The organism is Bacillus sp. A015, assembly GCF_053851875.1.
This window is the reverse complement of record NZ_JBSPZB010000009.1, coordinates 100,311-122,560: the sequence shown is the minus strand read 5'-3', so window position 1 is coordinate 122,560 and position 22,250 is coordinate 100,311. Positions and strand designations below refer to the sequence as shown.

The following is a 22,250-nucleotide window of genomic DNA, read 5'->3' as shown; positions in this document are numbered from 1 at the left end:
AAAGTATCTCATACGATTCAATGAAAATGTTTTCAGATTGTGTAAAGGTTTTCATGAGAAAAAGCCTTCCAGCACAAAGTCTAGAAGGCTTCTTATCGGTTATTTCATTCGGATCACGTAGGCGTCTAGTAAAATGCGGGCAATGACATGAAGAGACAGGCGGGAGCGGACTTCATAATCTGGGAAGAAAGATTGTTCGCCTTTATATCCGACTAGTGTCATGTCTGATATTTTACTTAATGTAGAATCAATTCTTGTTGTGACGGTAATGGTTGTGACCTGCATCATGCTTAGATTTTGACAGGCTTCAACGAGTTCTGCTGTTTCTCCATTTAATGAAACAAAGATGGCCAGTTCGTTTTTATCAATGTCACGCGATTTTAGTCGAATGATATTAGGATCGTCGTGCACTTCACATGTTTTTCCGATGAGCTGTAATTTGATGGTCATCTCTTTGGCAATCATCTCTGAGAAGCCTCTGCCAAAAATATAAATTTTATCTGCATCATGTATTTTTTGAACCGCATCTTCAATTTGCCCAATACTTTGCAGCTGTATCGTCTTTAAAACCTCTTCTTCATTTTTTCGAATCGCCAGTTTGATGTCTTCATCAATATTTTTTAGCTGGTCGCTTTCATCTGTCATTTTCTTTTCTTGTTTCAATCGATATTTAAAGGATGTATAGCCGTTGTAACCAATTTTCTTCATCAGTCTGACAATAGTGGCTGTCGACACATTGGCTCTTTCACTTAAAGTGACGATGGATAAGGTGGAGATGTCCTCTAAATGCTGGTGAATATAATGGAGTAAGTACCGTTCTGTTTCACTTAATGTTTGATACACAACACTTGGAATGTTAAATAGTGGTTCATTCAATGCGATTCCCCCTTACTCATTACATACTATAATTAAATGCCCTATGAAAACAAGGTGATTCTTTTGTCCTGTATTTTTTATTAGAAGGCGAAAATGAGTGGAATTTTATTTTTAACATAAACTAAGAAAAAGCAGTGTCTGTGTGAAAGGAGCTGATGACTATGCTTCATCTCTTAATTTTTCTGATTCTTCTATATGTGGTATATGTATTTTTGACCGCATTTGTTTTGTTTTATTTACCGGTACAAAAAACATGCAAGGAGCATTGCATTTATAAAGCCTCTTCTATCTCAGGAGACGACCAAGGCACAAATCAAGTCATGCTTCTTGACGACGGGTTTGAGTCGGGTCAAGTCAGAATCCAAATGATTCGTGAGGCTAAAAAGATGATTCGTCTGAGTTATTATTCCATTCAAAAGGGAAAAACAGCCGAATGGGTACTTGGTGCTTTAATTGAGGCAGCTGATCGAGGAGTGAAGGTTCAGCTATTATTAGATGGCATCTGCCACAGCCTTCGTGGGCCGCTGAAGCATTTGCGCTATGCCGTAGCAAATCATCCGAACATGGCGATTCGTTTTTATGAGCCCTTTCGTTTGTTCAAGCCATGGACGTGGCATAACCGTCTTCATGATAAGCTGCTTTTGGCTGATGGAAGAGTCGCAGTGATGGGCGGAAGAAATATCGGTGATAAATACTTTGCAGATCAGCCGCCGAAAAACTTTGCTTATGACCGTGATGTGCTGCTCTATAACGCCAAAAAGGGAAAGGTATTAGATGAAATGGAGCAATATTTCGTTTATCTATGGAATCATAACTTTACGAAAAGAACGAAAGATGTGTTCTCTAAGCAAAAAGCGAAAAAAGGGTTAAAACTGAGAAAGCAGCTGCTCAGGTCCTATCACGAAGCGATGCACACGAAAGAACCTTTTGTCATGTCCTCCTTTGATTGGTCAACAGATGCCACTTCTGTGAAACAGATTGCATTTTTCACAAATCCAGTGGAGCGCTTCAATAAGCGTCCTCTCGTGCTGAAAAAGTTAAACGATCTAGCTCACCGGGCAAAGCGTTCTGTTCTCATACAGACGCCTTATGTGATACCAACACGTCCCATGAAGGATGGACTTACTCCCTTAGCTGAAGACATTCAAACGACGCTCGTCACGAATTCTCTTACAGCAACACCAAATCCTTTGGCTTTTGCAGGATATTTAAGCACGAAAAAGGAACTGATGAAAACTGGCGTTCATTTGTATGAATATGAAGGCCCGTATTCGATTCATGGGAAATCGATGGTCATTGATGATTACTTAAGTATTATCGGGACATATAATTTAGATGCAAGGTCCAGTTTTTTAAATACAGAATCGATTTTGGTCATTGATAGCGCACCGTTTGCGTTATCTCTTACGCAGGCAATCGAGCGGAAAATCGCCTATAGTGTCCTCGTGGCTAAAGACCGAACAGAACATAAAACGAGCAACTATGGGAAGAAAAAAAAGCCTTTGATGAAAAGACTCCTTTTAAATGGCTTATCGACGATAACCGTTATTTGGCGGCGATTGATCTGAAAAAGGGCAGCTACTTTTGTGGCAGCCCTTTTTCTTGCGATTGATCCTCGTCTGCTTGCTCTAATTTGGTCAGCTTAAACACCAAGATCCCAGCAACGATGACAAGAACACCCAATAGTTTTGTAAAAGAAAATTCCACTTTCTCTAACCCAAGCCAGCCGAGCGAATCAAACAAAAGTGCGCAGCCTAGCTGTGAGGTGAGGACAATTGAGATCCCATAAGTGGGGCCTAGACGTTTGATGCTCTGAACAAGGCAGATGACAACTCCTACCCCAATGGCCCCGCTTACCCAGTACCATGCTTCCATATGCCTTAATTGAAACATGCCAGTTCCTTCTAACATAAGACCCATAAAGAGTGAAGCAATAAAGCCCATTCCAAGAACAAGTGTCGTTGTTGACCAAGAGCCTGTATGCTCATTGACTTTACTATTAAAAATGGTTTGTAAGCTGACGAGGGCACCAGCTGTGATCGCTAATATTATTCCTATAATCATATATAAATCCTTTCGTTTCTTCTATTCATAAATGTTGTGCTCTGCTATTTCTAAAAGCCCTTTCCGGTCACGAATCGTAATCTTTCCTCTTCGCTTTTCAATCAGCCCTTTTTCCCGGAATTGCTGAATGACCCGATTAATATGACGATAGCTTGTTCCAATTAAGCTCGCCGCATCAGTGAGACGAAGCGGGCGTGCTCGCGTGGTGTCGTCACCTGTTAAAACAGATAATAAATAGCTTGCGAGCCTGACCTCCACAGGATATAAAAGGTGGAATCTTAAATCGTTTGATTTTGTATAAAATTTGTTTGTGATGCCTTTTAGTAAAAAGGTTAAAACATGAGGGTCATCCTTCGCATGGTGCATGAGCGCTTGATGAGAAATCCTTAGCATATGTACTTCTGTGACAGCTTCGACTGTATTGACCATATCCGTCTGCTGGACATATTCAATATCTCCAATCGCTTCAAGGGGATTTTTAAAGCAAAGAATAAAGGTTTTTCCTTCCTTTGTGGTGGTGAAAATCTTTAATTTTCCTTTCACTAACAAGTACATGTACTCCCTCTTATCCCCTTTTGAACAAATCAGCTCACCTTGCTCATAGCGCCACAACGTCACATGTGACATCAAGTTCTGATGAAAGACGTTTTGTAAATGATGTGCCTTGATATAAGAGGAAAAAAGAGATTCATCGTGAAGCTCCTCCATCTGACTCCCTCCTTTATAGCTTTAAAATGATCACGCCCGCAATCATCAAAAGAATTCCTGCATAATGAGGCCATTTCATTTTCTTCTTCTGTACACCAAACCATCCTTTTGCATCAATTGCAAAGGTAAACGCAAGCTGTGCTATCAGTAAAGCAGCGATGGTGAGTGTCACACCAATCATTTGAATCGCGGTGACTTCATTAAAAATAATAATGGCTGCAAATGCGCCGCCAATTAAATAGAGTGGCTGCACCTTTTGATATTCTCGAAAGTGCCCATCCCGTACGATGAGTAAAATGAATAGAGAGATGATAAAACCGGTTAGCTGGGTGATGGTTGCCGCCTGCCATGTACCGATATCATGACTAATTCTTGCGTTGGCTACGCCTTGCAGTGTAATACAAGCGCCTCCTAATAATGCGAAAATAACACCTTTCATTCTTTCAAATGCTCCTTCTTTTTCAGTCTAGTTCTATTAAATGATAGATGCCCTCATGTTGAAAAGGACATATGTCCCACTTTGCGTATTATATCAGAAACTTTTTCTTTTGCAGTTTCTTCGTTTTAGATTTTTCACGGTGGGTCCAGTTTTATATCAAAGGTGTCTTCAACCTCGTGAACGGAATCGGTGAAGTCATTGAGGACGGCATTAGCTCACATCCTGATATTGATTTTGTTTCATTTACTGGTTCAGGTGCCGTCGGCTCTAAAATTATGGAAAACGCTGCAGACAATGTGAAGAAAGTGGCCCTTGAGCTTGGCGGGAAATCCCCTCTTATCGTTTTAGATGATGCAGATGTGGATGAGGCAGCCGAAACCGCCGTTCATCATATTGCGATGAATACAGGTCAAGTGTGTTCGGCAGCCACACGTGTGCTCATTCCAGAATCGATGAAAGATTCGTTTGAAAAAGCGCTGCTGAATGCCCTGCCGAAGTTTACAGTTGGTGATTCGAGAGAAAATCACGCCACTGGTCCGCTCGTATCCAAAAAACAATGGGATACCGTGCAGTCTTATATTGAAAAAGGAATCGAAGAAGGTGCTACCCTCCTTGCAGAACGGTTATCCGTTTTCCTTTTTTATGCCCTCCCCTATTCGTACGTTCTTTGTCATTAGAAATCTTAATCATGACAATCAATATTATATATTTTACTTAATGGCAAACTTTCGGTAAAGTTCAAATTGAACCTATATATATAATTCCTATCGAATTAATCTATGTTTATATTCCTTGTGAGGTGGATATCGTTGCAACTTCATGTATTGAACAGTCCGTTTAGCCAGGAGCAGGCAGAGTTACTCAATCAGCTGCTTCCGACTTTAACAGATCAGCAAAAAATTTGGCTTACCGGTTATTTATCAGCACAAACAGCTCTAGCCGGATCAGAAGCTGCCACTCTGGCCCCTTCTGCCGCAGCACCTGCACAGTCTGTCAGCAAAGATGTGACCGTGCTTTACGGGTCTCAAACAGGCAATTCCGAAGGTTTAGCGAAAAAGACAGCGCAGCATCTTGAAGAGAAAGGCTTTCAAGTGACGCTCTCTTCTATGTCAGATTTTAAACCAAATAGTCTGAAAAAAATAAACAATTTATTGATGATCGTCAGCACACATGGCGAGGGAGATCCGCCTGATAATGCCCTTTCTTTCCATGAATATGTCCACGGCAGACGTGCGCCAAAGCTCGATCATTTAAGCTATTCTGTCCTTTCACTAGGTGACAGCTCATACGAATTCTTCTGTCAGACGGGGAAAGAATTTGACGAGCGCTTAAAAGAACTTGGCGGAACGCGTCTTTTCGACCGGGTCGACTGTGACCTTGATTATGATGAACCGTTCTCTGAATGGCTTCAAGGGGTGACATCTTCTCTAAGCGAAGGTGAAGCCGCAGCATCACCACAAGAATCAGCAGGAGTAAACAATCAGGTAGCTTCTGAATACTCAAGAACGAATCCCTTTTATGCTGAGGTGCTTGAAAATATTAACCTGAATGGCCGCGGATCTAACAAAGAAACCCGCCATTTGGAGCTTTCTCTTGAAGGCTCAGGACTTGTTTATGAGCCGGGCGACAGTCTTGGCATTTATCCGACAAATGATCCTGCGCTTGTTGAGGAACTAATCAAGACATGCGGATGGAATGCAGAGGAAGCCGTAACCGTTCATAAAAACGGAGACACTCTTCCTTTAAAAGAAGCACTTACCTCGCACTTTGAGATTACAGTTTTAACAAAGCCTCTTCTTCAAAAGATTGCTTCATTTACGGAAAGCGAAGCCTTGCATGCCCTTTTAGAAGAAGGAAACGAAGAAAAGCTAAAAGCGTATATAGCAGGAAGAGATTTAGTAGATGCCGCTCGCGATTTTGGTCCTTTTGAAGGAACAGCAGCAGATTTTACCTCTATTTTAAGAAAAATTCCTGCACGTCTTTATTCGATTGCAAGCAGCTTAAAAGCAAATGACGAAGAGGTTCATTTGACAATAGGTGCTGTGAGATATGATGCTCACGGGAGAGAACGTCAAGGTGTCTGCTCGATCTTATGTGCAGAGCGCTTGCAGCCAGGTGATACGTTACCTGTTTATATTCAGCACAACCAAAACTTTAAACTTCCTCACGATACTGATGCACCGATCATTATGGTAGGACCAGGCACAGGCATCGCCCCTTTCCGTTCGTTTATGCAGGAACGCGAGGAAATTGGTGCAAACGGAAAGTCATGGTTATTCTTCGGTGATCAGCACTTTGTGACGGATTTCTTATACCAAACAGAATGGCAAAAGTGGTTAAAAGATGGCGTCTTAACGAAAATGGACGTGGCTTTCTCAAGAGATTCAGAGGAAAAGGTGTATGTCCAGCACCAAATGAAGAAACAAAGTAAAGAATTATTCGAATGGCTTGAGCAAGGTGCCTATGTCTATGTTTGCGGTGATGAAAAGCATATGGCGCATGATGTTCATGGTACCCTTCTATCGATCATTCAAGAAGAAGGTGCGATGAGCAAAGAGAAAGCAGAAAGCTATCTTGCCAATTTACAGCAGCAAAAACGCTATCAGCGTGACGTCTATTGATTGATTTGATGCTTGAAAGAAAGGAGCTTTTACGACATGGTGAAGACAGCATTAACAGCGCCGGATGGATCTCCGAGCGACGTAGAGGAAATTAAAGAAAAAAGTGATTATTTACGGGGTACGTTAAAAGAAGTCATGCTTGATCCGATTTCAGCGGGAATTCCTGATGATGACAACCGGCTGATGAAGCATCACGGCAGCTACTTGCAGGACGATCGTGACCTTAGAAATGAACGGCAAAAACAAAAGCTTGAGCCTGCCTATCAATTTATGCTGCGCGTACGTCTGCCTGGCGGAATCGCCACATCAAAGCAGTGGCTTGTGATGGATGAGCTTGCTCACAAATACGGCAACGGCACGTTAAAGCTGACAACTCGTGAAACCTTCCAGCTTCACGGTATTTTAAAATGGAACATGAAAAAGACCATTCAAGACATTCATTCCACCATGCTTGATACGATCGCTGCTTGCGGGGATGTGAATCGGAATGTCATGTGTACTTCAAACCCCTATCAATCAGAAGTGCACCATGATGTGTACGAGCTGGCAAAAAAATTAAGTGATGACCTGCTTCCACAAACAAGAGCGTATCACGAAATTTGGCTTGATGAGGAAAAGGTAGCGGCAACGCCAGACACTGAAGTTGAGCCGATGTATGGCCCGCTTTATTTACCAAGAAAATTCAAGATTGGCGTTGCGGTCCCTCCTGCTAACGATATTGATGTCTTTTCACAGGATCTAGGCTTCATTGCGATTATCGAACATGATCAATTAGTCGGCTTTAATGTTGCGATTGGCGGCGGAATGGGTATGACTCACGGTGATACAGCGACCTACCCTCAGCTTGCAAAGGTCATCGGTTTTTGTACACCTGAGCAGGTTGTGGAGATTGCCAAACAAGTGATCACCATTCAGCGTGACTACGGAAACCGTTCAGTAAGAAAAAATGCCCGCTTTAAATATACGGTGGACCGCCTTGGTCTTGAAAATGTAAAAGAAGAGCTTGAACACCGTCTTGGGTTTGCCCTTTTAGACGCAAGAGGTTATCACTTTGATCATAACGGTGACCGCTATGGCTGGGTAAAGGGCATTAACGGAAGATGGCATTATACGATGTTTGTTGAAGGCGGGCGCATCACAGATTATGATGATTATCCGCTGATGACAGGCATTCGTGAAATCGCAAAGATTCATACGGGTGACTTCCGCTTAACAGCGAATCAAAATTTAATCATTGGAAATGTCACATCTCATAAAAAGAAACAAATCGAGCAGCTGATACAGGAATTCGGTTTGTCAGATGGTCAGCAGCATTCTGCACTGCGCCGCAGTTCAATGGCTTGCGTTTCTCTTCCAACATGCGGCTTAGCGATGGCAGAAGCAGAGCGCTACCTTCCTCGCTTGATTGATAGAATTGAAGAGATTGTAGAAGAAAACGGCTTAAGTGATAAAGAAATCACCATTCGAATGACTGGATGCCCAAATGGATGTGCCCGTCATGCTTTAGGTGAAATTGGCTTTATCGGAAAATCACCTGGCAAATACAACATGTATCTTGGCGCTGCGTTTGATGGCAGCAGGTTAAGTAAACTGTACCGAGAAAACGTGGGTGAGGAAGACATTTTAAACGAGCTTGGCTCTTTGCTCCCTCGCTACGCAAAAGAACGAGAAGAAAATGAACATTTCGGTGATTTTGTGATACGGGCAGGTATTGTCAAAGAAACAACCGATGGAACGAATTTTCATGTGCAGTAAAAAAGACAGGGCTCCTGCCTGTCTTTTTTCTATTGATTCTGTTTCCTTTTCAGGTATGCGGAAATGCTCTTATACACATTTGGGTTTTCTAATGAAGAAAGGTCTGGTGAAGGCTTCTGTTCATACGCCCCTTTTAGTAAACGCCGGACAATTTTTCCGTTTCTTGTTTTCGGTAAAGCTGAAATGAGATGAATCTCTTTTGGTGTGAGCGCTTTTCCTGCATGTGAACCAACATGTGCTTTGAGCTCTTGAATGAGCTTGGCTTCTTCAAAAGAGTGTGAACCGGTGACAATGAAACACACGAGTGCCTCCCCCTTCACCTCATCCTTTACCCCAATCACAGCAGCTTCGTGCACAGCCGGATGTCCAACAAGAATTGATTCAATTTCAGCTGGACCAACACGTTTACCTGCTGTATTAATGACATCATCCGATCTGCCTGTGATATGGAATGCTCCGCCTTCTGTTTGCATCACCCAATCACCGTGTGTCCATACCCCGTTAAATCGTTTGAAATACGTGTCTTCATAACGCTCAGGCTCATTCCAAAAACCACATGTCATGCCGACCCAAGGCTTTTTCACAACAAGTTCCCCTACTTCATTCATGACGCTCTGACCTGATTCGTTATACACATCTGCCGCCATTCCTAAGATCGCCGTATTAAAAAGAATCGGTTTGATTGGGCGAAGCAAAGTACTTCCTACAATACCCCCAGACACTTCGGTTCCCCCTGAGTAATTTAAGATGGGGATGTTCTTTTGACCGATTGTGTCAAAAAGCCATTGCCACGGTGCTTCATTCCAAGGTTCACCGGTAGAAATGATGGCTTTGACATGCGGCAGTTCAATCTCTGCAAGGCTTTGCTGCATCGCAGAACGAACAAATGTAGGCGAAAGCCCAAAATGGGTGACTTTCTGCTGGTGGATGAATGACCAGAGATGCTGCTGATCTGGATAATCGGGTGCGCCGTCATATAGAACAATCGCGGCTCCATTGATCAAGCCGCCAAAGACTAGAAACGGTCCCATCATCCAGCCCATGTCTGTGAGCCAGAACAGCCGGTCTCCTATTGCGACATCCATACAAAGACCGGCGTCAAAAGCCGCTTTTACAGGAAAGCCTGCGTGTGTATGAACGGCTCCTTTTGGCGTGCCAGTTGTTCCAGAGGTGTACAAGATCATGAGAGGGTCTTCATTTGTGACATAGGTCGTGTCTTTTATCGGCTGTTCTTTTAATACATCATTTAGTCTTACATCATCTTGATATTCATTATCAGAGGAAGCGTGCACAATGACTGTTTTGACGGTATTTGTTTTTTGGATTGCATCAGCTACACACTCTCTCATGTTGATGGTTTTCCCGCGGCGCGTCATTTCATGCCCTGTGACGACAATGGTTGCACCTGAAGCACGAATGCGTACGGCAAGAGGCTCACTTCCATAGCCCGAGAAGACCGGACTAAAGATCACACCAATCTTTGCAAAGGCAAGCATGACGGCAACCGTTTCAGGAAGCATAGGCATATAGATGATCGCCACATCCCCTTTTTGAAGCCCTCTCTTCAAAAAACCAGCTGCGAGACGATTGACTTTTTCCTGAAGATGGAGGTAGGACCAACTCTTTTCTTCCCCAGCTTCATTTCCCCAAATCAGCGCTGGTTGATGTTTGGTCTCTTCTTTCTCCGCCCATTTGTCCACGGCCGTTTCGGTGATGTTCAATTGGCCGCCTTTATACCACTTCGGCCACATGAATGAATCTTGACCTAATACGGCTTCATACGGCACCTTCCACTGAATGCCGATGGCTTTTTCAGCTTCTTTCCAAAACCATTCTGTGCGCTCGATACTAGCTTGATAGAATGCGTCATAGGTAGAAAAACCAAGTGAGTGCATCCACTTATAAAGACGTGTTTTTTTGATCATCTGCTCTCCCGGTATCCATGCTGGTTTCAGGTTCATCTTGAGGACGCCCCCCTTTAGACCGGATAAACCGGATGTTTTCGTCTCGTAAATGTCATCTCTTTAGAGGTATAGGCTTGTAATCTATTACACAGTTCAGCTCTTAAACGGTCAAATGGGATGACGCCGTCGACAATCATTTCAGAGGCAAGCTCGTATATATTCATATCTTCCTGGTATTCCTTGCGTTTCTCTTGTATAAATGCGGCTCTCTCTTCGGCAGGCAGTGCGGAAATTTTATTCGCATAGACAGCATTTACTGCGGCTTCCGGCCCCATCACAGCAATTTGGGCCGATGGAAGAGCAAGACAGCAATCCGGCTCAAAGGCAGGCCCTGCCATTGCATATAATCCTGCACCGTATGCTTTACGCACGATGACGGATATCTTCGGTACGGTCGCCTCTGACATAGCAGAAATCATTTTCGCCCCGTGCCGAATAATGCCCGCTTGTTCTACTTTTGTTCCAATCATAAATCCCGGGATATCCGCAAGAAAGAGAAGTGGAAGATGAAAGGCGTCACATAGCTGAATAAACTTGGCAGCTTTGTCAGCCGAGTCATGAAATAATACGCCGCCTTTCACCCTCGGCTGGTTGGCAATAAGACCGACAGGCTGACCATTAAAGCGGCCAAAGCCTGTGATCAGCTCTGCGGCAAACAGCTTTTTGATTTCAAAAAATGATCCTTCATCGATGAGTAAATCAATGAGTTGATACATGTCGAAAGGCGTATTCTGACCTTTAGGGATGAGGTTTTGGATGGATATCTCAGATGGTTTAGGTGCTTTTGCGGCTTTCATTTTTGGTCTTTCCGTATAGTTGGCAGGCATGTAGGTTAAATAATCACGCGCGATTTGAATGGCCTCTTCCTCTGTTTTCGCTAATACATCTCCGCATCCAGAAATGCTGCAATGCATTTTCGCTCCGCCCATTTCTTCAAGGGATACTTTTTCTCCAATCACCATTTCGGCCATTCGCGGAGAGCCTAAATACATGGAGGCATTTCCTTCGACCATGACGACGATATCACAAAAAGCAGGGATGTAAGCACCGCCGGCCGCAGAAGGGCCGAATAGTAAACAAATTTGCGGGATACGTCCAGACAGCTTGACTTGGTTATAAAAAATGCGCCCTGCACCCCTCCTGCCTGGAAACATGGCGATCTGATCTGTAATTCTAGCACCAGCAGAGTCGACTAAATACAGCATCGGACAGTTGAGTTTCTCGGCTGTTTCTTGGATTCTAATGATTTTCTCGACCGTTTTGACGCCCCACGACCCTGCTTTGACGGTAGAGTCATTCGCCATGATGCAAACTGTCTGTCCATTCATACGCCCCGTCCCTGTGACGACACCATCTGCTGGTAAATATTCATCTTTACACTCTGCAAACATGGCATCTTCAATGAACGATTCCTCATCTAATAACAACTGGAGCCGATCACGGACGAACAATTTTCCTTTTTCTTTGTTTTTTTGATGATATCGCTCGGCCCCTCCTTTAAGAATTCGCTGTTTATTTAATTCATATTCCTCGATCATGCCCATTCCCCTTTCTTGCTACTTGCCTCTATAATAAGGCGTTCGTTTTTCTTGAAAAGCCTGAAGACCTTCCGTTCGATCTTCTGTATCAATGAGCCGTAAATAGGCTTCGTATTCTTTCATCAGACCTGTACGTAAATCGTGATCAAGGCTCATTTGAATCGCTTGTTTCGCTTCTTTTAAAGCAATTGGTCCGTTTTTAGAGATTTGTTTTGCGAGAGAAATGGCGTCATTCATGAGAGCATCTGCTAAAGAGATGTGCTCAATCAGCCCAATTTGAATGGCTTCTTCTGCTTGTAATGAAGCCCCTGTGAAAATGAGTTCCTTTGCTTTACCGAGTCCGATCAGGCGCGGAAGTCTTTGCGTACCCCCGGCCCCTGGAATGATAGCTAGTCCTGTTTCTGGCAGGCCGAGTCTTGCTCCAGTTCTTGCGATGCGAAGATCACAAGCCAGCGCTAGCTCAAGACCTCCGCCAAGTGCGTGTCCGTTCATGACTGCAATGACAGGTATAGGCAGGGCTTCAATCTCAGTAAAGGTTTGCTGAATCGTAAGAACGGCTTCTTTGGCTTCTTCTTCTGTCATCAATCGTCGTTCTTTTAAATCTGCGCCTGCGCAAAAGACTTTAGAGCCAGCTCCTGTTATGAGCAAACAGCGGATGCTTTCATCGTGTTTGATTTCTTGAATGGTTTGATTGATCTCTTCCAGCATCGCAGCTGATAGGGAATTCGCTTGTTCTGGTCTGTTTAAGGTCATGATGCCAATCTGCTCATCTTGTATCGAAAAATTGACCAATGATGTCATGTCATTCATCCTTTATGAAGTAGTATGAGAGTGAAAAGCACGTAAGCAGTGACTAGGCAGGGTTCGATCTACTTTTGTTTCAATCCATTCTGCTGCTTTAATCAATCCAGGAAGGTCGATATTTGTTTCAATCCCCAGTTTTTGAAGCATATGCACCACATCTTCTGTCACCACATTCCCGCTAGAGCCAGGTGCGTATGGACAGCCGCCAAGCCCGCCGCTAGAGGAATCAAATATCGTGATTCCAGCCTTTAATGCCGTATATATATTCGCAAGACCCATCCCCTTTGTGTCATGAAAATGAAGAGCGATTTTATCAGCAGGAAAGCGCTCAAGTAAAATGTCTAATCGTCTTTCTACTTGCAGCGGATGGGCTTCTCCGATGGTGTCACCGAGTGATATTTCATCGATGCCGTAGGAGAGCAGAATATCCGTTAACCGCAGCACTTGATCCATTGACACTTGTTTTTCATAAGGGCAGCCAAACACGGTAGAAATATATGCGCGAGTATTTCGTCCTTCTGCTTTTAAATCTGCTGTCATTTGTTTGATGACAGGAAGGGTTTCATGTATGGATTGATTCATATTCTTCTTGTTATGTGTTTCACTCGAAGAGATAAACATAGCGCCTACATCAAGATTTGCTTCAAAAAAATAGGCCAAGCCTTTTTCATTAGGAATAAGTGCGGCATAGGTGGTATCGTCTTTTTTGTTTAAGGATTGGGCTAATTGTTTGGCGTCCTTTAAGGCTGGAACCCATTTCGGATGGACAAATGATGTGACCTCAATATAAGGGAGATGGGCTGCCGCAAGTAAATCGATCCATGTTCGCTTCTCGTTTGTGTCCAGCCAAGCTGATTCATTTTGCAGTCCGTCCCGCGGGCCGACCTCCCTGATAAGCACACTTTTTGGTAATGCCATTTGGCTTCCCTCCTATTCTGTCAGCTCCAGTAGCACCTCTCCCTCATCGACAAATTCTCCCTCTGCCTTATACACTTTGCTGATCACACCTGCCTCTTCTGCAACGATCGGAATCTCCATTTTCATTGATTCTAAGATGGCAACTTCCTGTCCTTTTTGCACTTTATCACCTTGTTTCACAAGAAGCTTCCATAAGTTCCCGGCCATTTGTATCGTGACGGTTTTCATGAACGGTTTTCCTCCCTTTTTTTCATCAGAAAATCGGTTGTGATCCTTCCGTGTAAGAAAGCAGATGATCCGGCCATTTCCCTTAAAAGTGGTAAATTCGTTTTGATCCCTCCTATTTCATATGCTTGTAATGCTGCTTTTAATCGTTCTATTGCAAGTTTTCGTGTATCACCGTAAACAATCATTTTGGCAATCATCGGATCGTAAAATGGGGTAATGACACTGCCGTTTGTCACACTTGACTCATGGCGTATATACGGGGCGGCTGGTGCAGAAAGTGTAGTGATTGTACCTGGTGATGGATAAAATGTGACCGGATCTTCAGCATAGATTCGGACTTCGATGGCATGCCCGATTTGATGAATATCCTCTTGATTGAAGGAAATCGGCTCTGATGCAGCGATTTTCAGCTGCTCCTCGACAAGGTCAATCCCTGTGATTTCTTCAGTGACAGGGTGCTCTACTTGCAACCTCGTGTTCATTTCTAGGAAATAAAATTGTTGATTTTGATCGACTAAACATTCAATCGTTCCTGCATTTTCATAGCCAATCGCTTTGGCTGCTTTGACGGCCATTTGCCCCATTTGAAGTCTCACTGAGTCATCGAGACAGGCGGCTGGTGCTTCTTCAATGATTTTCTGGTGTCTTCTCTGGAGTGAGCAGTCTCGTTCAAATAAGTGAACCCCGTGGCCGAAGGAATCAAAGAGGACTTGAATTTCAATATGCCGCGCGTGTTCAATCACCTTTTCCATGTACAAAGTACCGTCATTGAAAAAGCTTTGCGCTCTTTTTTGATTTCCTTCAAACGCTCTGTACAGCTCCTCGTCATTTCGAACGAGCTGCATGCCAATCCCCCCGCCTCCGCTCGATGCCTTTAGCATGATCGGATAACCGAGTGACTGCGCTTTACTGACCCCTTCATCTGCGTCATGCAGTGGGGCTGAAACTCCTGGAACGATTGGGATGCCCGCTTGTTCCATCGTTTTTCTCGCTTCAATTTTATTCCCCATTTGCTGAATGACTTGTGCAGATGGTCCAATAAAGGCCATTCCTTCGTTGCGGCAGCGCTCAGCAAAAGCGGCGTTCTCTGATAAAAGACCATATCCAGGATGGATGGCATCTGTATTTGTTTGTTTGGCAACCTCGATGATTGCCTCCACATTTAAATAGCTTTCAGATACTTTTGCGCCTCCGATCGGAAATGCGCTATCTGCTTCTTGCACATGAAGTGCATGCTGATCTGCCTCTGAATAAACGGCGGCTGTTTTGATCCCGAGCCGTTTACAGGTCCGAATAATTCGTCGGGTTATTTCGCCTCGATTGGCGATCAGTACTTGTTGAAACATCGCTGACTTCACTCCTTTATTAGATCAAGCGCCTGCTTTTTCAGTCGAAATTTTTGAATCTTCCCTGAGGCGGTTATCGGGTACTCATCTGTAATGAAAAAGTATTTCGGGATTTTGTAGCGTGCCATTTGGGACTGACAATAGCTGGTTAATGTCTCAATCGTGACCGTACTCCCTTGTTTGAGCCGAATGAATGCGGCTGCTTCTTCTCCGTATGTCTCGTCAGGAATGCCAACGACCTGTGCGTCAAGAATGGCCGGATGAGTGTAAAGAACGTCCTCAATCTCTTTTGGGTAAACATTCTCTCCGCCTCTGATGATCATATCTTTCAGGCGGCCTGTGATTTTCACATAGCCGTCATGATCCATCTCAGCTAAGTCCCCCGTATGAAGCCACCCGTCCTTATCAATGACTTTATTTGTTGCTTCTTCATTTTTATAGTAGCCTTTCATGACATGATAGCCTCTTGTACACAGTTCCCCCTGTTCTCCTCTTGGCACCTCACTCGACGTGCCTGGTCTGGCGATTTTCACTTCGATGTGAGGAAGCGCCCGCCCGACCGTTTGAACCCGTCTTTCAAATGAATCATCGGTTCTTGTTTGGGTAATGACAGGAGAGCTTTCGGTCTGACCATAGGCAATCGTGAGCTCCCTCAACCCCATTTTTTCAATGACTGCCTTCATCACATGAGATGGGCAAAGTGAGCCGGCCATAATACCCGTTCGTAATGTGGACAGATCGTAATGGAGAAAATTCGGGTGATCCATCTCTGCGATGAACATCGTCGGGACGCCGTGAAGAACGGTACACTTTTCTATTTCAACTGTTTGCAGCACACGCTCTGGATGGAAAGATTCAACTGGGATGATCGTTCCCCCTTTTGTCAGGCAAGCAAGCACGCCAAGCACAGAACCAAAGCAATGAAAGAAGGGTACAGGGATACACATTCGGTCTTGTTGGGTGAGCTTCATGCAATCTGCGATTTGGCTGGCATTGCAGACGATGTTGGTATGGCTGAGCATGACTCCTTTTGGGTAGCCGGTTGTGCCCGAGGTATATTGCATATTTATCACATCATCAGGCACCAGCGCATCCATTCGTTTCTCCCATTCATGATCTGCGGTTCTTTTGGCAGCAACTTGAATACTGTCCCAGCTGCGCATGCCGTTTGGTACGTGCTGGCCAATATACACGCAGCTTTTTAAATAAGGAAATGATGCGGATGTGATCTCATCTTGATGAGCTGTTTGAAGCTCCGGGATCAGTTCTTCAATCATTCTGACATAGGATGTCTCTTTGAACCCGTCTACGATAAACAGCATTTTACTATCAGAGTGCTTTAGTAAATAAGCGAGTTCCTGTGATTGAAAATTCGTATTCACGGTGACAAGAACAGCTCCAATGGAGGCGCAGGCGAATTGCAGAATGAGCCATTCAGGTACATTTGGTGCCATGATGGCGATATGATCACCCTTTTGAACCCCTATTGCCATTAGACCTTTACCTGTTTCCTTGACCTCTCTATAAAACGCTTCGTATGAATAACGTAAAGAACGTTCTGGATAAACAATGGCTTCATGTGCTGGGTGCTGCTCCTTTTTTTCTCTTAATAGGGAGCCGATCGTCTGTGGCTGAATCGACATCATTCGTTTCCTCCCTCACAAATAGTAAGCGTTTTCATTGCAGAATTACGCTAACAGTTGTCTTGCGATGACGAGCCGCTGAATTTCAGATGTCCCTTCTCCGATTTCCATCAGCTTGGCATCTCTCACGAGTCGTTCTACACCGTATTCTTTCATGTAGCCTGTTCCGCCGTGAATTTGGACTGCATCAAGACTTGCTTTTGTCGCCATTTCAGAAGCGAAAAGCTTGGCATAAGCTGCTTCCTTTGTAAACGGCTTGCCGTTATCTTTCAGCCAAGCGGCTTTCCATACCATTTGTCTTGCGAGCTCTATTTGCATCGCCATATCCGCCAGTTTAAACTGAATGGCTTGAAAGGATGAGAGGGTCTGACCAAATTGCTTTCTTTCTTTTGCATAGGAAAGCGAGGCGTCAAGTGCCGCTTGCGCGATTCCAACAGAAAGGGCGGCAATCGAAATTCGTCCCCCGTCTAATGTATATAAAAACTGCTTGAATCCTTTGTTTGGGTCCCCTAATATATGATGCGCTGGTACGCGCACTTCGTTTAAAATGATTTCAGCCGTATCTGATCCGCGCACCCCCATTTTGTCATATGGATTTGTAATTGATAGCCCTTTTTGTCCTTTTTCAACAATGAAGGCTGAGATGACCGGGCGGCCGTGTTCATCATGATCCGTAACAGCGGTGACGATAATGGTTCTGGCAAAATTGGCATTTGTGATCCAGCACTTCTCCCCGCTGATGATGTATTCTTGTCCGTCTTTGATCGCTTTTGTTTTCGTTCCTTTTGCATCTGAACCTGCGTTTGGTTCTGTTAATCCGAAGGAACCGAGTGCTGTTCCAGATGCTAGCGGGACAAGGTGATCCATCTTTTGCTCCTCTGTACCGAAATAATAAAGCGGGCTTGCACCTAAGGAGACAGCAGCGGCATAGCTAAGACCTGTACTTGCACACTGTTTTCCGATTTCTTCTACAGCCAGTGCATACGATATCGTATCTCCACCCGAGCCTCCATATTTTTCTGGAAAGGGTATGCCCATAAAGCCTAGCTCCCCCATTTTTTGAAATGTTTTGACAGGAAATACTGCCTGTTCATCAATCGTTTGAGCGAGCGGTGCAATTTCTGCTTTTGCGAATTCTTTGACCATCTGACGGATCATTTGTTGTTCTTTCGTTAATTCAAAGTCCATCTTACTTCCTCCTTTGTCTCTTCTCTATCATATTTATTAATCAAGTAGCTGCTTCATGCCAAGCTTGATTGAATTCAGAAAATTAAAATAAGAATAGTAGAAAAACGAGGAAATGAAAAAAGCATAAATGAAAGAAAGTTCTCATTCATGCTTTTTTTCGTTATTTTACTGTTTTTGTAGAAGGCTTGCTTTCATGATGAAGGCGATTAAGAGCCGTTACTTTGTAGATCGCACTCTTCTTCTGCTTCACTGAAAGGTCTTTGACAGATGTCATCGTGCCTTTTTCTTTTCTGACCGTTTGCAGTAATTCATATGTCCCTTTATTCGTCAATCGATAGACCGCATAATAGGATGCAGTAGAATGTGGGTCATTTTTGATCTGTAAAGCCGCGCCATCTGCTGTCTTTTTCACAGATTGGATGATTGGTTTTTTTGGAGCTTTCTGATGAAGCCACGGCATTTCTGGAATGAGAGCCGGTTTGCTATATGTCTCCTCTATTAATCGATCCTTTACATTCAAAGGGTTACGATTGATATCCTTTAGACTAAAATGCATGCTTCCCTGCACGAGTGGAGACTGCCGGTTCAGCTCGATTTGGCGAAAATATTCCTCGGGATCAGACCAAGCGGGATCACTGTTTTGATTGATTTTATAAGTCGCCTGACCAATGTATAGGTGAACGGGCTCTCCCTTCACTTCATTTGACCACCATTTCGTCAGCACATCATAGGCGGCTGCCTGAAAGCCGATGCTCCAGTAAATTTGCGGGGTGACATAATCGATATTGTGCTGCTGAATCCACTCTCTTGTATCAGCATACAAATCATCATAATTGGTCATCCCCGCTGTGGTGTTTGAACCAGTTGGATCATCTTTTATATTGCGCCATACACCAAACGGGCTAATACCAAATTTCACATACGGCTTTTCTTTCTTAATGGTTTCATTGATTTGCTGCACCAATTGATTCACATTATCTCTTCGCCAATCTTCTATATGTGTGAATGCTTTTTTTCCATATGTTTCATATGTTTCTTGATCTGGAAATGGCACACCAGCAATTTTATTCGGGTAAAAATAATCATCCATATGCACCGCATCAATATCATAGTTTTTCACTACTTCTTCTATGCCGCCTACAATGAAGTCCTGAGCATCAGGAATGCCTGGATTGTAATAAAGCTGATTTCCGTAGGCGATCGTCCAATCAGGATGTTTTCTTGCAGGGTGATCGGCTGATAGCCGGCTGAGGTCTGTATGATTCATTGTGATTCGATAAGGGTTAAACCAAGCATGAAATTCCAGGCCTCGTTTATGTGCTTCTTCTATCATGAATTGAAGCGGGTCATATCCAGGATCTTTCCCTTGCGTCCCGGTCAAATATTCTGACCACGGTCCGAATGCCGAAGGATAAAAGGCATCTGCTGTTGGTTTAATTTGCATGATGACGGCGTTCATATTCATCGCTTTGATCTTATCTAACAGATGGATGAACTCTTGTTTCTGGTCTGCGGCAGACAGTCCTTTCTTTGAAGGCCAATCCAAGTTATAAACTGATGCGACCCAAACCGCACGCATCTCTCTGCTGCTTTCAAGCTTCCCTTTTGGCATTTGACGAGCTAGACTGCTAGATGGAATCAATAAGAATACAAACATCAAAGTCATTGTCAGAAACATCATACTGATCTTTTTCAGCATGTTTTGCATCACCTCATATCAAGTTTATTCTGCGTTTTGTGATGGAATGCCAGCAGATGGTGTAAGCAGGATGTTTTTCATTGCATTGAGCTGAGCTTCAGGTACTTCGCAGGCTTCTATTAAATACCGCTCTGCACTCCCGTATGTATCCATCATCTCGTTTAGCACATCTTCAAGATAATCTTGCTGCACACCAAGCAGCGGCTGAATTTGCTTTTTTGATACCCGGTATAAACTCATCATTCGGACAAATCGTTCCTGCCTTTTGACAAGCATTTGCACTCCTTCATTTGAACGCATGTATTCACTTAAAACGATATGTACCGGTACACCGGCTGCTAATTGAATAAGGGCAGATAAAAAACCCGTACGGTCCTTTCCGCTCGTACAGTGAAGCATGAGCGGATAATTTTTCTCGTCTGACAGTAGTGTGAACAACTGCTGAATCTCTTTTTTTCGTTCGGTGAGCATACTTTGATATAAATCTTTCATGATCGGCGTAAATGATAGAGACTTTGCTTCTGCTACCAGCATACGAAACATGTTCCATTTACTAGGCATCATACTGTCAGGCTGCATAGGGATATGAACAATTTTGTCGTGTTCCTTGATCTTTGGTGGATGTGATTTACGTTCTGAGGTTGTACGGAGGTCACAAACGGTTTGAATCCCAAGCTTCGAGAACATCGCGATATCTTGTTTTGTCAGACGGGATAAATCTGCGGATCGATAAAGCATTCCCCGCTTGATCACCATCTCGTCTGTTGTTTGAAGTCCCCCTACTTCTCTAAAATTTGCAAGCTTTGAAAATTGGTTGTTTGACTGATTCATAGAAGTTAAAGTCCTTTCCTTCATCATTCCTTTCTCTATCATACGCTTTTATAGAAAAGGAGAAAAGAGAAGCAGACGACGGATCATCATGTAAGAGGAATTATTGGTATAATGAAAAAAAGACATTCGGATTGATTGGAGATTGTAGCATGATAAAAACAAAACGGATTCAGCAAATCAAAGAGTATGTGTTTGACCGGGAATCTGCCTCACTTGATGAGCTTGTAGCGCATTTTGGCGTCTCCAAAAACACGATACGCCGAGATGTACAAGCATTGGTAGAATCCGGCGTGCTAAAGAAAGTATATGGCGGTGTGGCTGTGAACCACTCAACGTTAGTGGTGTATCAAGAGCGTAAGACACGTCAGCTGAGTAAAAAACAATTGATCGGTCAGACCGCTGCCGCTTTTGTCGAAAATGGAGATATGATTTTTGTTGATTCTGGTACGACGACGCTCGAGATGCTTCCGTATTTGACGGAAAAACAGGTGACCGTTGTGACAAATAACGTGGATTTCATTACACAGGCGATGCCTTTTGAGAATCTCACCATCTTTTCGACTGGCGGGATGCTTGAGCGAAAAACGAATTCTTTCGTTGGCTATCAAAGTGTAGAACGTCTAAAAGCATATAATGTCAATAAAGCATTTATTGCGTCAACTGGTTTATCCATTGATCACGGGGTCACGAATTCCTCCCCGCTTGAAACGGATATTAAAAAAACACTCGTTCAAAAAAGTGCAAAAACGTTTTTATTAGTCGATGACAGTAAATTCGATCATTATGCACTGACCACGTTTTGTGATTTACAAGATATTGATGTCGTCGTGACCAATAAGCAGCCAAATGAAGATTATCTTCAATATGGAAAAGAGCATGATGTGCAGTTTGTCACGCCTTCAGCAACTTAGGAGACACGAAGGCTAGTAACAGCTTTCTACGGTCCAAAACGGAGAAAAGAAAGGCTGCTAAAAAAAACGGCTCAGGAATTTGAGCCGTTTTTTGATTCATTCATCTCAAGCTGCATAATGAAGTGGAATAAAAATCGGTACACTGCCGAGATGACGTCGATGAAAGACGTATCTTCTTGGATGTCCTCAAGCTCAAGAAGCTGTAAATTCACATCAAATAAGCCGTCTTGTCCATTAAATTGAAGCTGAGCACCATTTAATTGCGACAGCATTTCCTTTAGAATGCCTGTGTCTTTTTTAGGACGCTTTAATCCGAATAACACGGTATACGTTTGAAACACTTCGTCCCATTCAATGGCTAATCCATCGACTTTCACCACATCAAACCACTTCGATTCGATATAAATGAATTCTTTTTGTTGTGTTTTTACATATGTAAGCGGTGTGTTTAAAAATGAGGAGGCTTCCGTTTGAATCAAATCCTCTGATTCCTTGTCCACACGCTCTATATATACATCGCCAAAGCGTGCTTCTTCCTTTATTCTTGCACCTTCTAACGTCCAATTGTGACGCGTCGCTTCGTCATATTCAAAGTCTGTCAGCGCCTGCCCTTCTTTCAATAAATCTTGTAAGCGATTTTGCAATGACATGGCTATGTCTCCTTTCATCTACTTCATTTGCGTTTATTATTTTAGCATAACACACGAAAAGAAAGAT

19 protein-coding genes and 1 pseudogene are annotated in these 22,250 nt (G+C 43.5%); 5 read left to right on the top strand and 15 right to left on the bottom strand.

What is annotated here, in order from left to right; all coding sequences use genetic code 11:
• Positions 1-99 precede the first annotated feature (99 nt).
• Positions 100-876: a MurR/RpiR family transcriptional regulator gene (locus ACSLGF_RS10200; protein ID WP_456004994.1), complete on the bottom strand. Its 777-nt coding sequence runs from the start codon at positions 874-876 to the stop codon at positions 100-102.
• Positions 877-1,037: 161 nt separating this feature from the next.
• Here ACSLGF_RS10200 and ACSLGF_RS10195 point away from each other — a divergent pair, with 161 nt between their 5' ends.
• On the top strand, positions 1,038-2,444 hold the full coding sequence (locus tag ACSLGF_RS10195; protein WP_456004991.1) for a phospholipase D-like domain-containing protein: 1,407 nt from the start codon (positions 1,038-1,040) through the stop codon (positions 2,442-2,444).
• Between the two features lie 10 nt (positions 2,445-2,454).
• Here ACSLGF_RS10195 and ACSLGF_RS10190 read toward each other — a convergent pair whose 3' ends face one another.
• Genes ACSLGF_RS10190 through ACSLGF_RS10180 form a run of 3 tightly spaced genes read right to left on the bottom strand, consistent with a single transcriptional unit; the run spans position 2,455 to position 4,087 of the window.
• Entirely contained in the window at positions 2,455-2,940 is a 486-nt protein-coding gene (locus tag ACSLGF_RS10190) for a DMT family transporter (RefSeq protein ID WP_456004989.1), read from the bottom strand.
• A gap of 21 nt (positions 2,941-2,961) precedes the next feature.
• Positions 2,962-3,648 carry a Crp/Fnr family transcriptional regulator gene (locus ACSLGF_RS10185; RefSeq protein WP_456004987.1) on the bottom strand — a complete coding sequence of 229 codons (687 nt, stop codon included), beginning with the start codon at positions 3,646-3,648 and terminating at the stop codon, positions 2,962-2,964.
• A gap of 13 nt (positions 3,649-3,661) precedes the next feature.
• Positions 3,662-4,087, bottom strand: a complete 426-nt coding sequence (locus ACSLGF_RS10180; RefSeq protein WP_456004984.1) for a DMT family transporter — start codon at positions 4,085-4,087, stop codon at positions 3,662-3,664.
• A 158-nt stretch (positions 4,088-4,245) separates the two neighbouring features.
• Here ACSLGF_RS10180 and ACSLGF_RS10175 point away from each other — a divergent pair.
• The 3 genes and pseudogenes from ACSLGF_RS10175 to cysI form a co-directional block, all read left to right on the top strand.
• A pseudogene (locus tag ACSLGF_RS10175) lies at positions 4,246-4,704 on the top strand (aldehyde dehydrogenase family protein); the annotation flags it as partial.
• Between the two features lie 192 nt (positions 4,705-4,896).
• A complete protein-coding gene (locus tag ACSLGF_RS10170) occupies positions 4,897-6,708 on the top strand; it encodes an assimilatory sulfite reductase (NADPH) flavoprotein subunit (RefSeq protein ID WP_456004982.1) in 1,812 nt (603 codons plus the stop codon).
• 36 nt (positions 6,709-6,744) lie between these two features.
• Positions 6,745-8,463 carry an assimilatory sulfite reductase (NADPH) hemoprotein subunit gene (cysI, locus tag ACSLGF_RS10165; RefSeq protein ID WP_456004980.1) on the top strand — a complete coding sequence of 573 codons (1,719 nt, stop codon included), beginning with the start codon at positions 6,745-6,747 and terminating at the stop codon, positions 8,461-8,463.
• Positions 8,464-8,492: 29 nt separating this feature from the next.
• Here cysI and ACSLGF_RS10160 read toward each other — a convergent pair whose 3' ends face one another.
• The 10 genes from ACSLGF_RS10160 to ACSLGF_RS10115 form a co-directional block, all read right to left on the bottom strand.
• Entirely contained in the window at positions 8,493-10,424 is a 1,932-nt protein-coding gene (locus ACSLGF_RS10160) for an AMP-binding protein (RefSeq protein ID WP_456004978.1), read from the bottom strand.
• Between the two features lie 17 nt (positions 10,425-10,441).
• Positions 10,442-11,965, bottom strand: coding sequence for an acyl-CoA carboxylase subunit beta (locus tag ACSLGF_RS10155; protein WP_456004975.1), 1,524 nt, complete (start codon positions 11,963-11,965; stop codon positions 10,442-10,444).
• A gap of 18 nt (positions 11,966-11,983) precedes the next feature.
• On the bottom strand, positions 11,984-12,766 hold the full coding sequence (locus ACSLGF_RS10150; RefSeq protein ID WP_456004972.1) for an enoyl-CoA hydratase: 783 nt from the start codon (positions 12,764-12,766) through the stop codon (positions 11,984-11,986).
• A 12-nt stretch (positions 12,767-12,778) separates the two neighbouring features.
• Complete coding sequence (locus ACSLGF_RS10145) at positions 12,779-13,687, bottom strand: hydroxymethylglutaryl-CoA lyase (protein WP_456004970.1); 909 nt, start codon at positions 13,685-13,687, stop codon at positions 12,779-12,781.
• Between the two features lie 12 nt (positions 13,688-13,699).
• The gene (locus ACSLGF_RS10140) at positions 13,700-13,915 is read right to left on the bottom strand and encodes an acetyl-CoA carboxylase biotin carboxyl carrier protein subunit (protein ID WP_456004967.1); all 216 of its coding nucleotides are present in this window, start codon (positions 13,913-13,915) and stop codon (positions 13,700-13,702) included.
• Positions 13,912-15,261 carry an acetyl-CoA carboxylase biotin carboxylase subunit gene (locus ACSLGF_RS10135; protein ID WP_456004965.1) on the bottom strand — a complete coding sequence of 450 codons (1,350 nt, stop codon included), beginning with the start codon at positions 15,259-15,261 and terminating at the stop codon, positions 13,912-13,914. Before ACSLGF_RS10135 ends, ACSLGF_RS10140 begins: the two co-directional genes overlap by 4 nt.
• Before the next feature lie 8 nt (positions 15,262-15,269).
• Entirely contained in the window at positions 15,270-16,907 is a 1,638-nt protein-coding gene (locus ACSLGF_RS10130) for an AMP-binding protein (RefSeq protein WP_456004962.1), read from the bottom strand.
• Positions 16,908-16,949: 42 nt separating this feature from the next.
• Positions 16,950-18,092: an acyl-CoA dehydrogenase family protein gene (locus ACSLGF_RS10125; protein WP_456004960.1), complete on the bottom strand. Its 1,143-nt coding sequence runs from the start codon at positions 18,090-18,092 to the stop codon at positions 16,950-16,952.
• Between the two features lie 160 nt (positions 18,093-18,252).
• A complete protein-coding gene (locus ACSLGF_RS10120) occupies positions 18,253-19,791 on the bottom strand; it encodes a glycoside hydrolase family 10 protein (RefSeq protein ID WP_456004958.1) in 1,539 nt (512 codons plus the stop codon).
• 24 nt (positions 19,792-19,815) lie between these two features.
• Positions 19,816-20,622 carry a tyrosine-protein phosphatase gene (locus ACSLGF_RS10115; RefSeq protein WP_456004956.1) on the bottom strand — a complete coding sequence of 269 codons (807 nt, stop codon included), beginning with the start codon at positions 20,620-20,622 and terminating at the stop codon, positions 19,816-19,818.
• 149 nt (positions 20,623-20,771) lie between these two features.
• On the opposite strand from ACSLGF_RS10115, the gene ACSLGF_RS10110 reads away from it, so the two are divergent.
• Positions 20,772-21,533 carry a DeoR/GlpR family DNA-binding transcription regulator gene (locus ACSLGF_RS10110; RefSeq protein ID WP_456004954.1) on the top strand — a complete coding sequence of 254 codons (762 nt, stop codon included), beginning with the start codon at positions 20,772-20,774 and terminating at the stop codon, positions 21,531-21,533.
• Positions 21,534-21,604: 71 nt separating this feature from the next.
• Here the strand turns inward: ACSLGF_RS10110 and ACSLGF_RS10105 are convergent, their stop codons facing one another.
• Entirely contained in the window at positions 21,605-22,183 is a 579-nt protein-coding gene (locus tag ACSLGF_RS10105; RefSeq protein WP_456004951.1) for a branched-chain amino acid aminotransferase, read from the bottom strand.
• Positions 22,184-22,250: the final 67 nt, after the last annotated feature.

Coding starts and splice junctions, on each gene's coding strand:
- ACSLGF_RS10195 (WP_456004991.1), top strand. CDS start 1,038: ATGCTTCATCTCTTAATTTTTCTGATTCTTCTATATGTGGTATATGTA.
- ACSLGF_RS10190 (WP_456004989.1), bottom strand. CDS start 2,940: ATGATTATAGGAATAATATTAGCGATCACAGCTGGTGCCCTCGTCAGC.
- ACSLGF_RS10185 (WP_456004987.1), bottom strand. CDS start 3,648: ATGGAGGAGCTTCACGATGAATCTCTTTTTTCCTCTTATATCAAGGCA.
- ACSLGF_RS10180 (WP_456004984.1), bottom strand. CDS start 4,087: ATGAAAGGTGTTATTTTCGCATTATTAGGAGGCGCTTGTATTACACTG.
- cysI (WP_456004980.1), top strand. CDS start 6,745: ATGGTGAAGACAGCATTAACAGCGCCGGATGGATCTCCGAGCGACGTA.
- ACSLGF_RS10160 (WP_456004978.1), bottom strand. CDS start 10,424: ATGAACCTGAAACCAGCATGGATACCGGGAGAGCAGATGATCAAAAAA.
- ACSLGF_RS10155 (WP_456004975.1), bottom strand. CDS start 11,965: ATGATCGAGGAATATGAATTAAATAAACAGCGAATTCTTAAAGGAGGG.
- ACSLGF_RS10150 (WP_456004972.1), bottom strand. CDS start 12,766: ATGACATCATTGGTCAATTTTTCGATACAAGATGAGCAGATTGGCATC.
- ACSLGF_RS10145 (WP_456004970.1), bottom strand. CDS start 13,687: ATGGCATTACCAAAAAGTGTGCTTATCAGGGAGGTCGGCCCGCGGGAC.
- ACSLGF_RS10140 (WP_456004967.1), bottom strand. CDS start 13,915: ATGAAAACCGTCACGATACAAATGGCCGGGAACTTATGGAAGCTTCTT.
- ACSLGF_RS10135 (WP_456004965.1), bottom strand. CDS start 15,261: ATGTTTCAACAAGTACTGATCGCCAATCGAGGCGAAATAACCCGACGA.
- ACSLGF_RS10130 (WP_456004962.1), bottom strand. CDS start 16,907: ATGATGTCGATTCAGCCACAGACGATCGGCTCCCTATTAAGAGAAAAA.
- ACSLGF_RS10125 (WP_456004960.1), bottom strand. CDS start 18,092: ATGGACTTTGAATTAACGAAAGAACAACAAATGATCCGTCAGATGGTC.
- ACSLGF_RS10120 (WP_456004958.1), bottom strand. CDS start 19,791: ATGCTGAAAAAGATCAGTATGATGTTTCTGACAATGACTTTGATGTTT.
- ACSLGF_RS10115 (WP_456004956.1), bottom strand. CDS start 20,622: ATGAATCAGTCAAACAACCAATTTTCAAAGCTTGCAAATTTTAGAGAA.
- ACSLGF_RS10110 (WP_456004954.1), top strand. CDS start 20,772: ATGATAAAAACAAAACGGATTCAGCAAATCAAAGAGTATGTGTTTGAC.
- ACSLGF_RS10105 (WP_456004951.1), bottom strand. CDS start 22,183: ATGTCATTGCAAAATCGCTTACAAGATTTATTGAAAGAAGGGCAGGCG.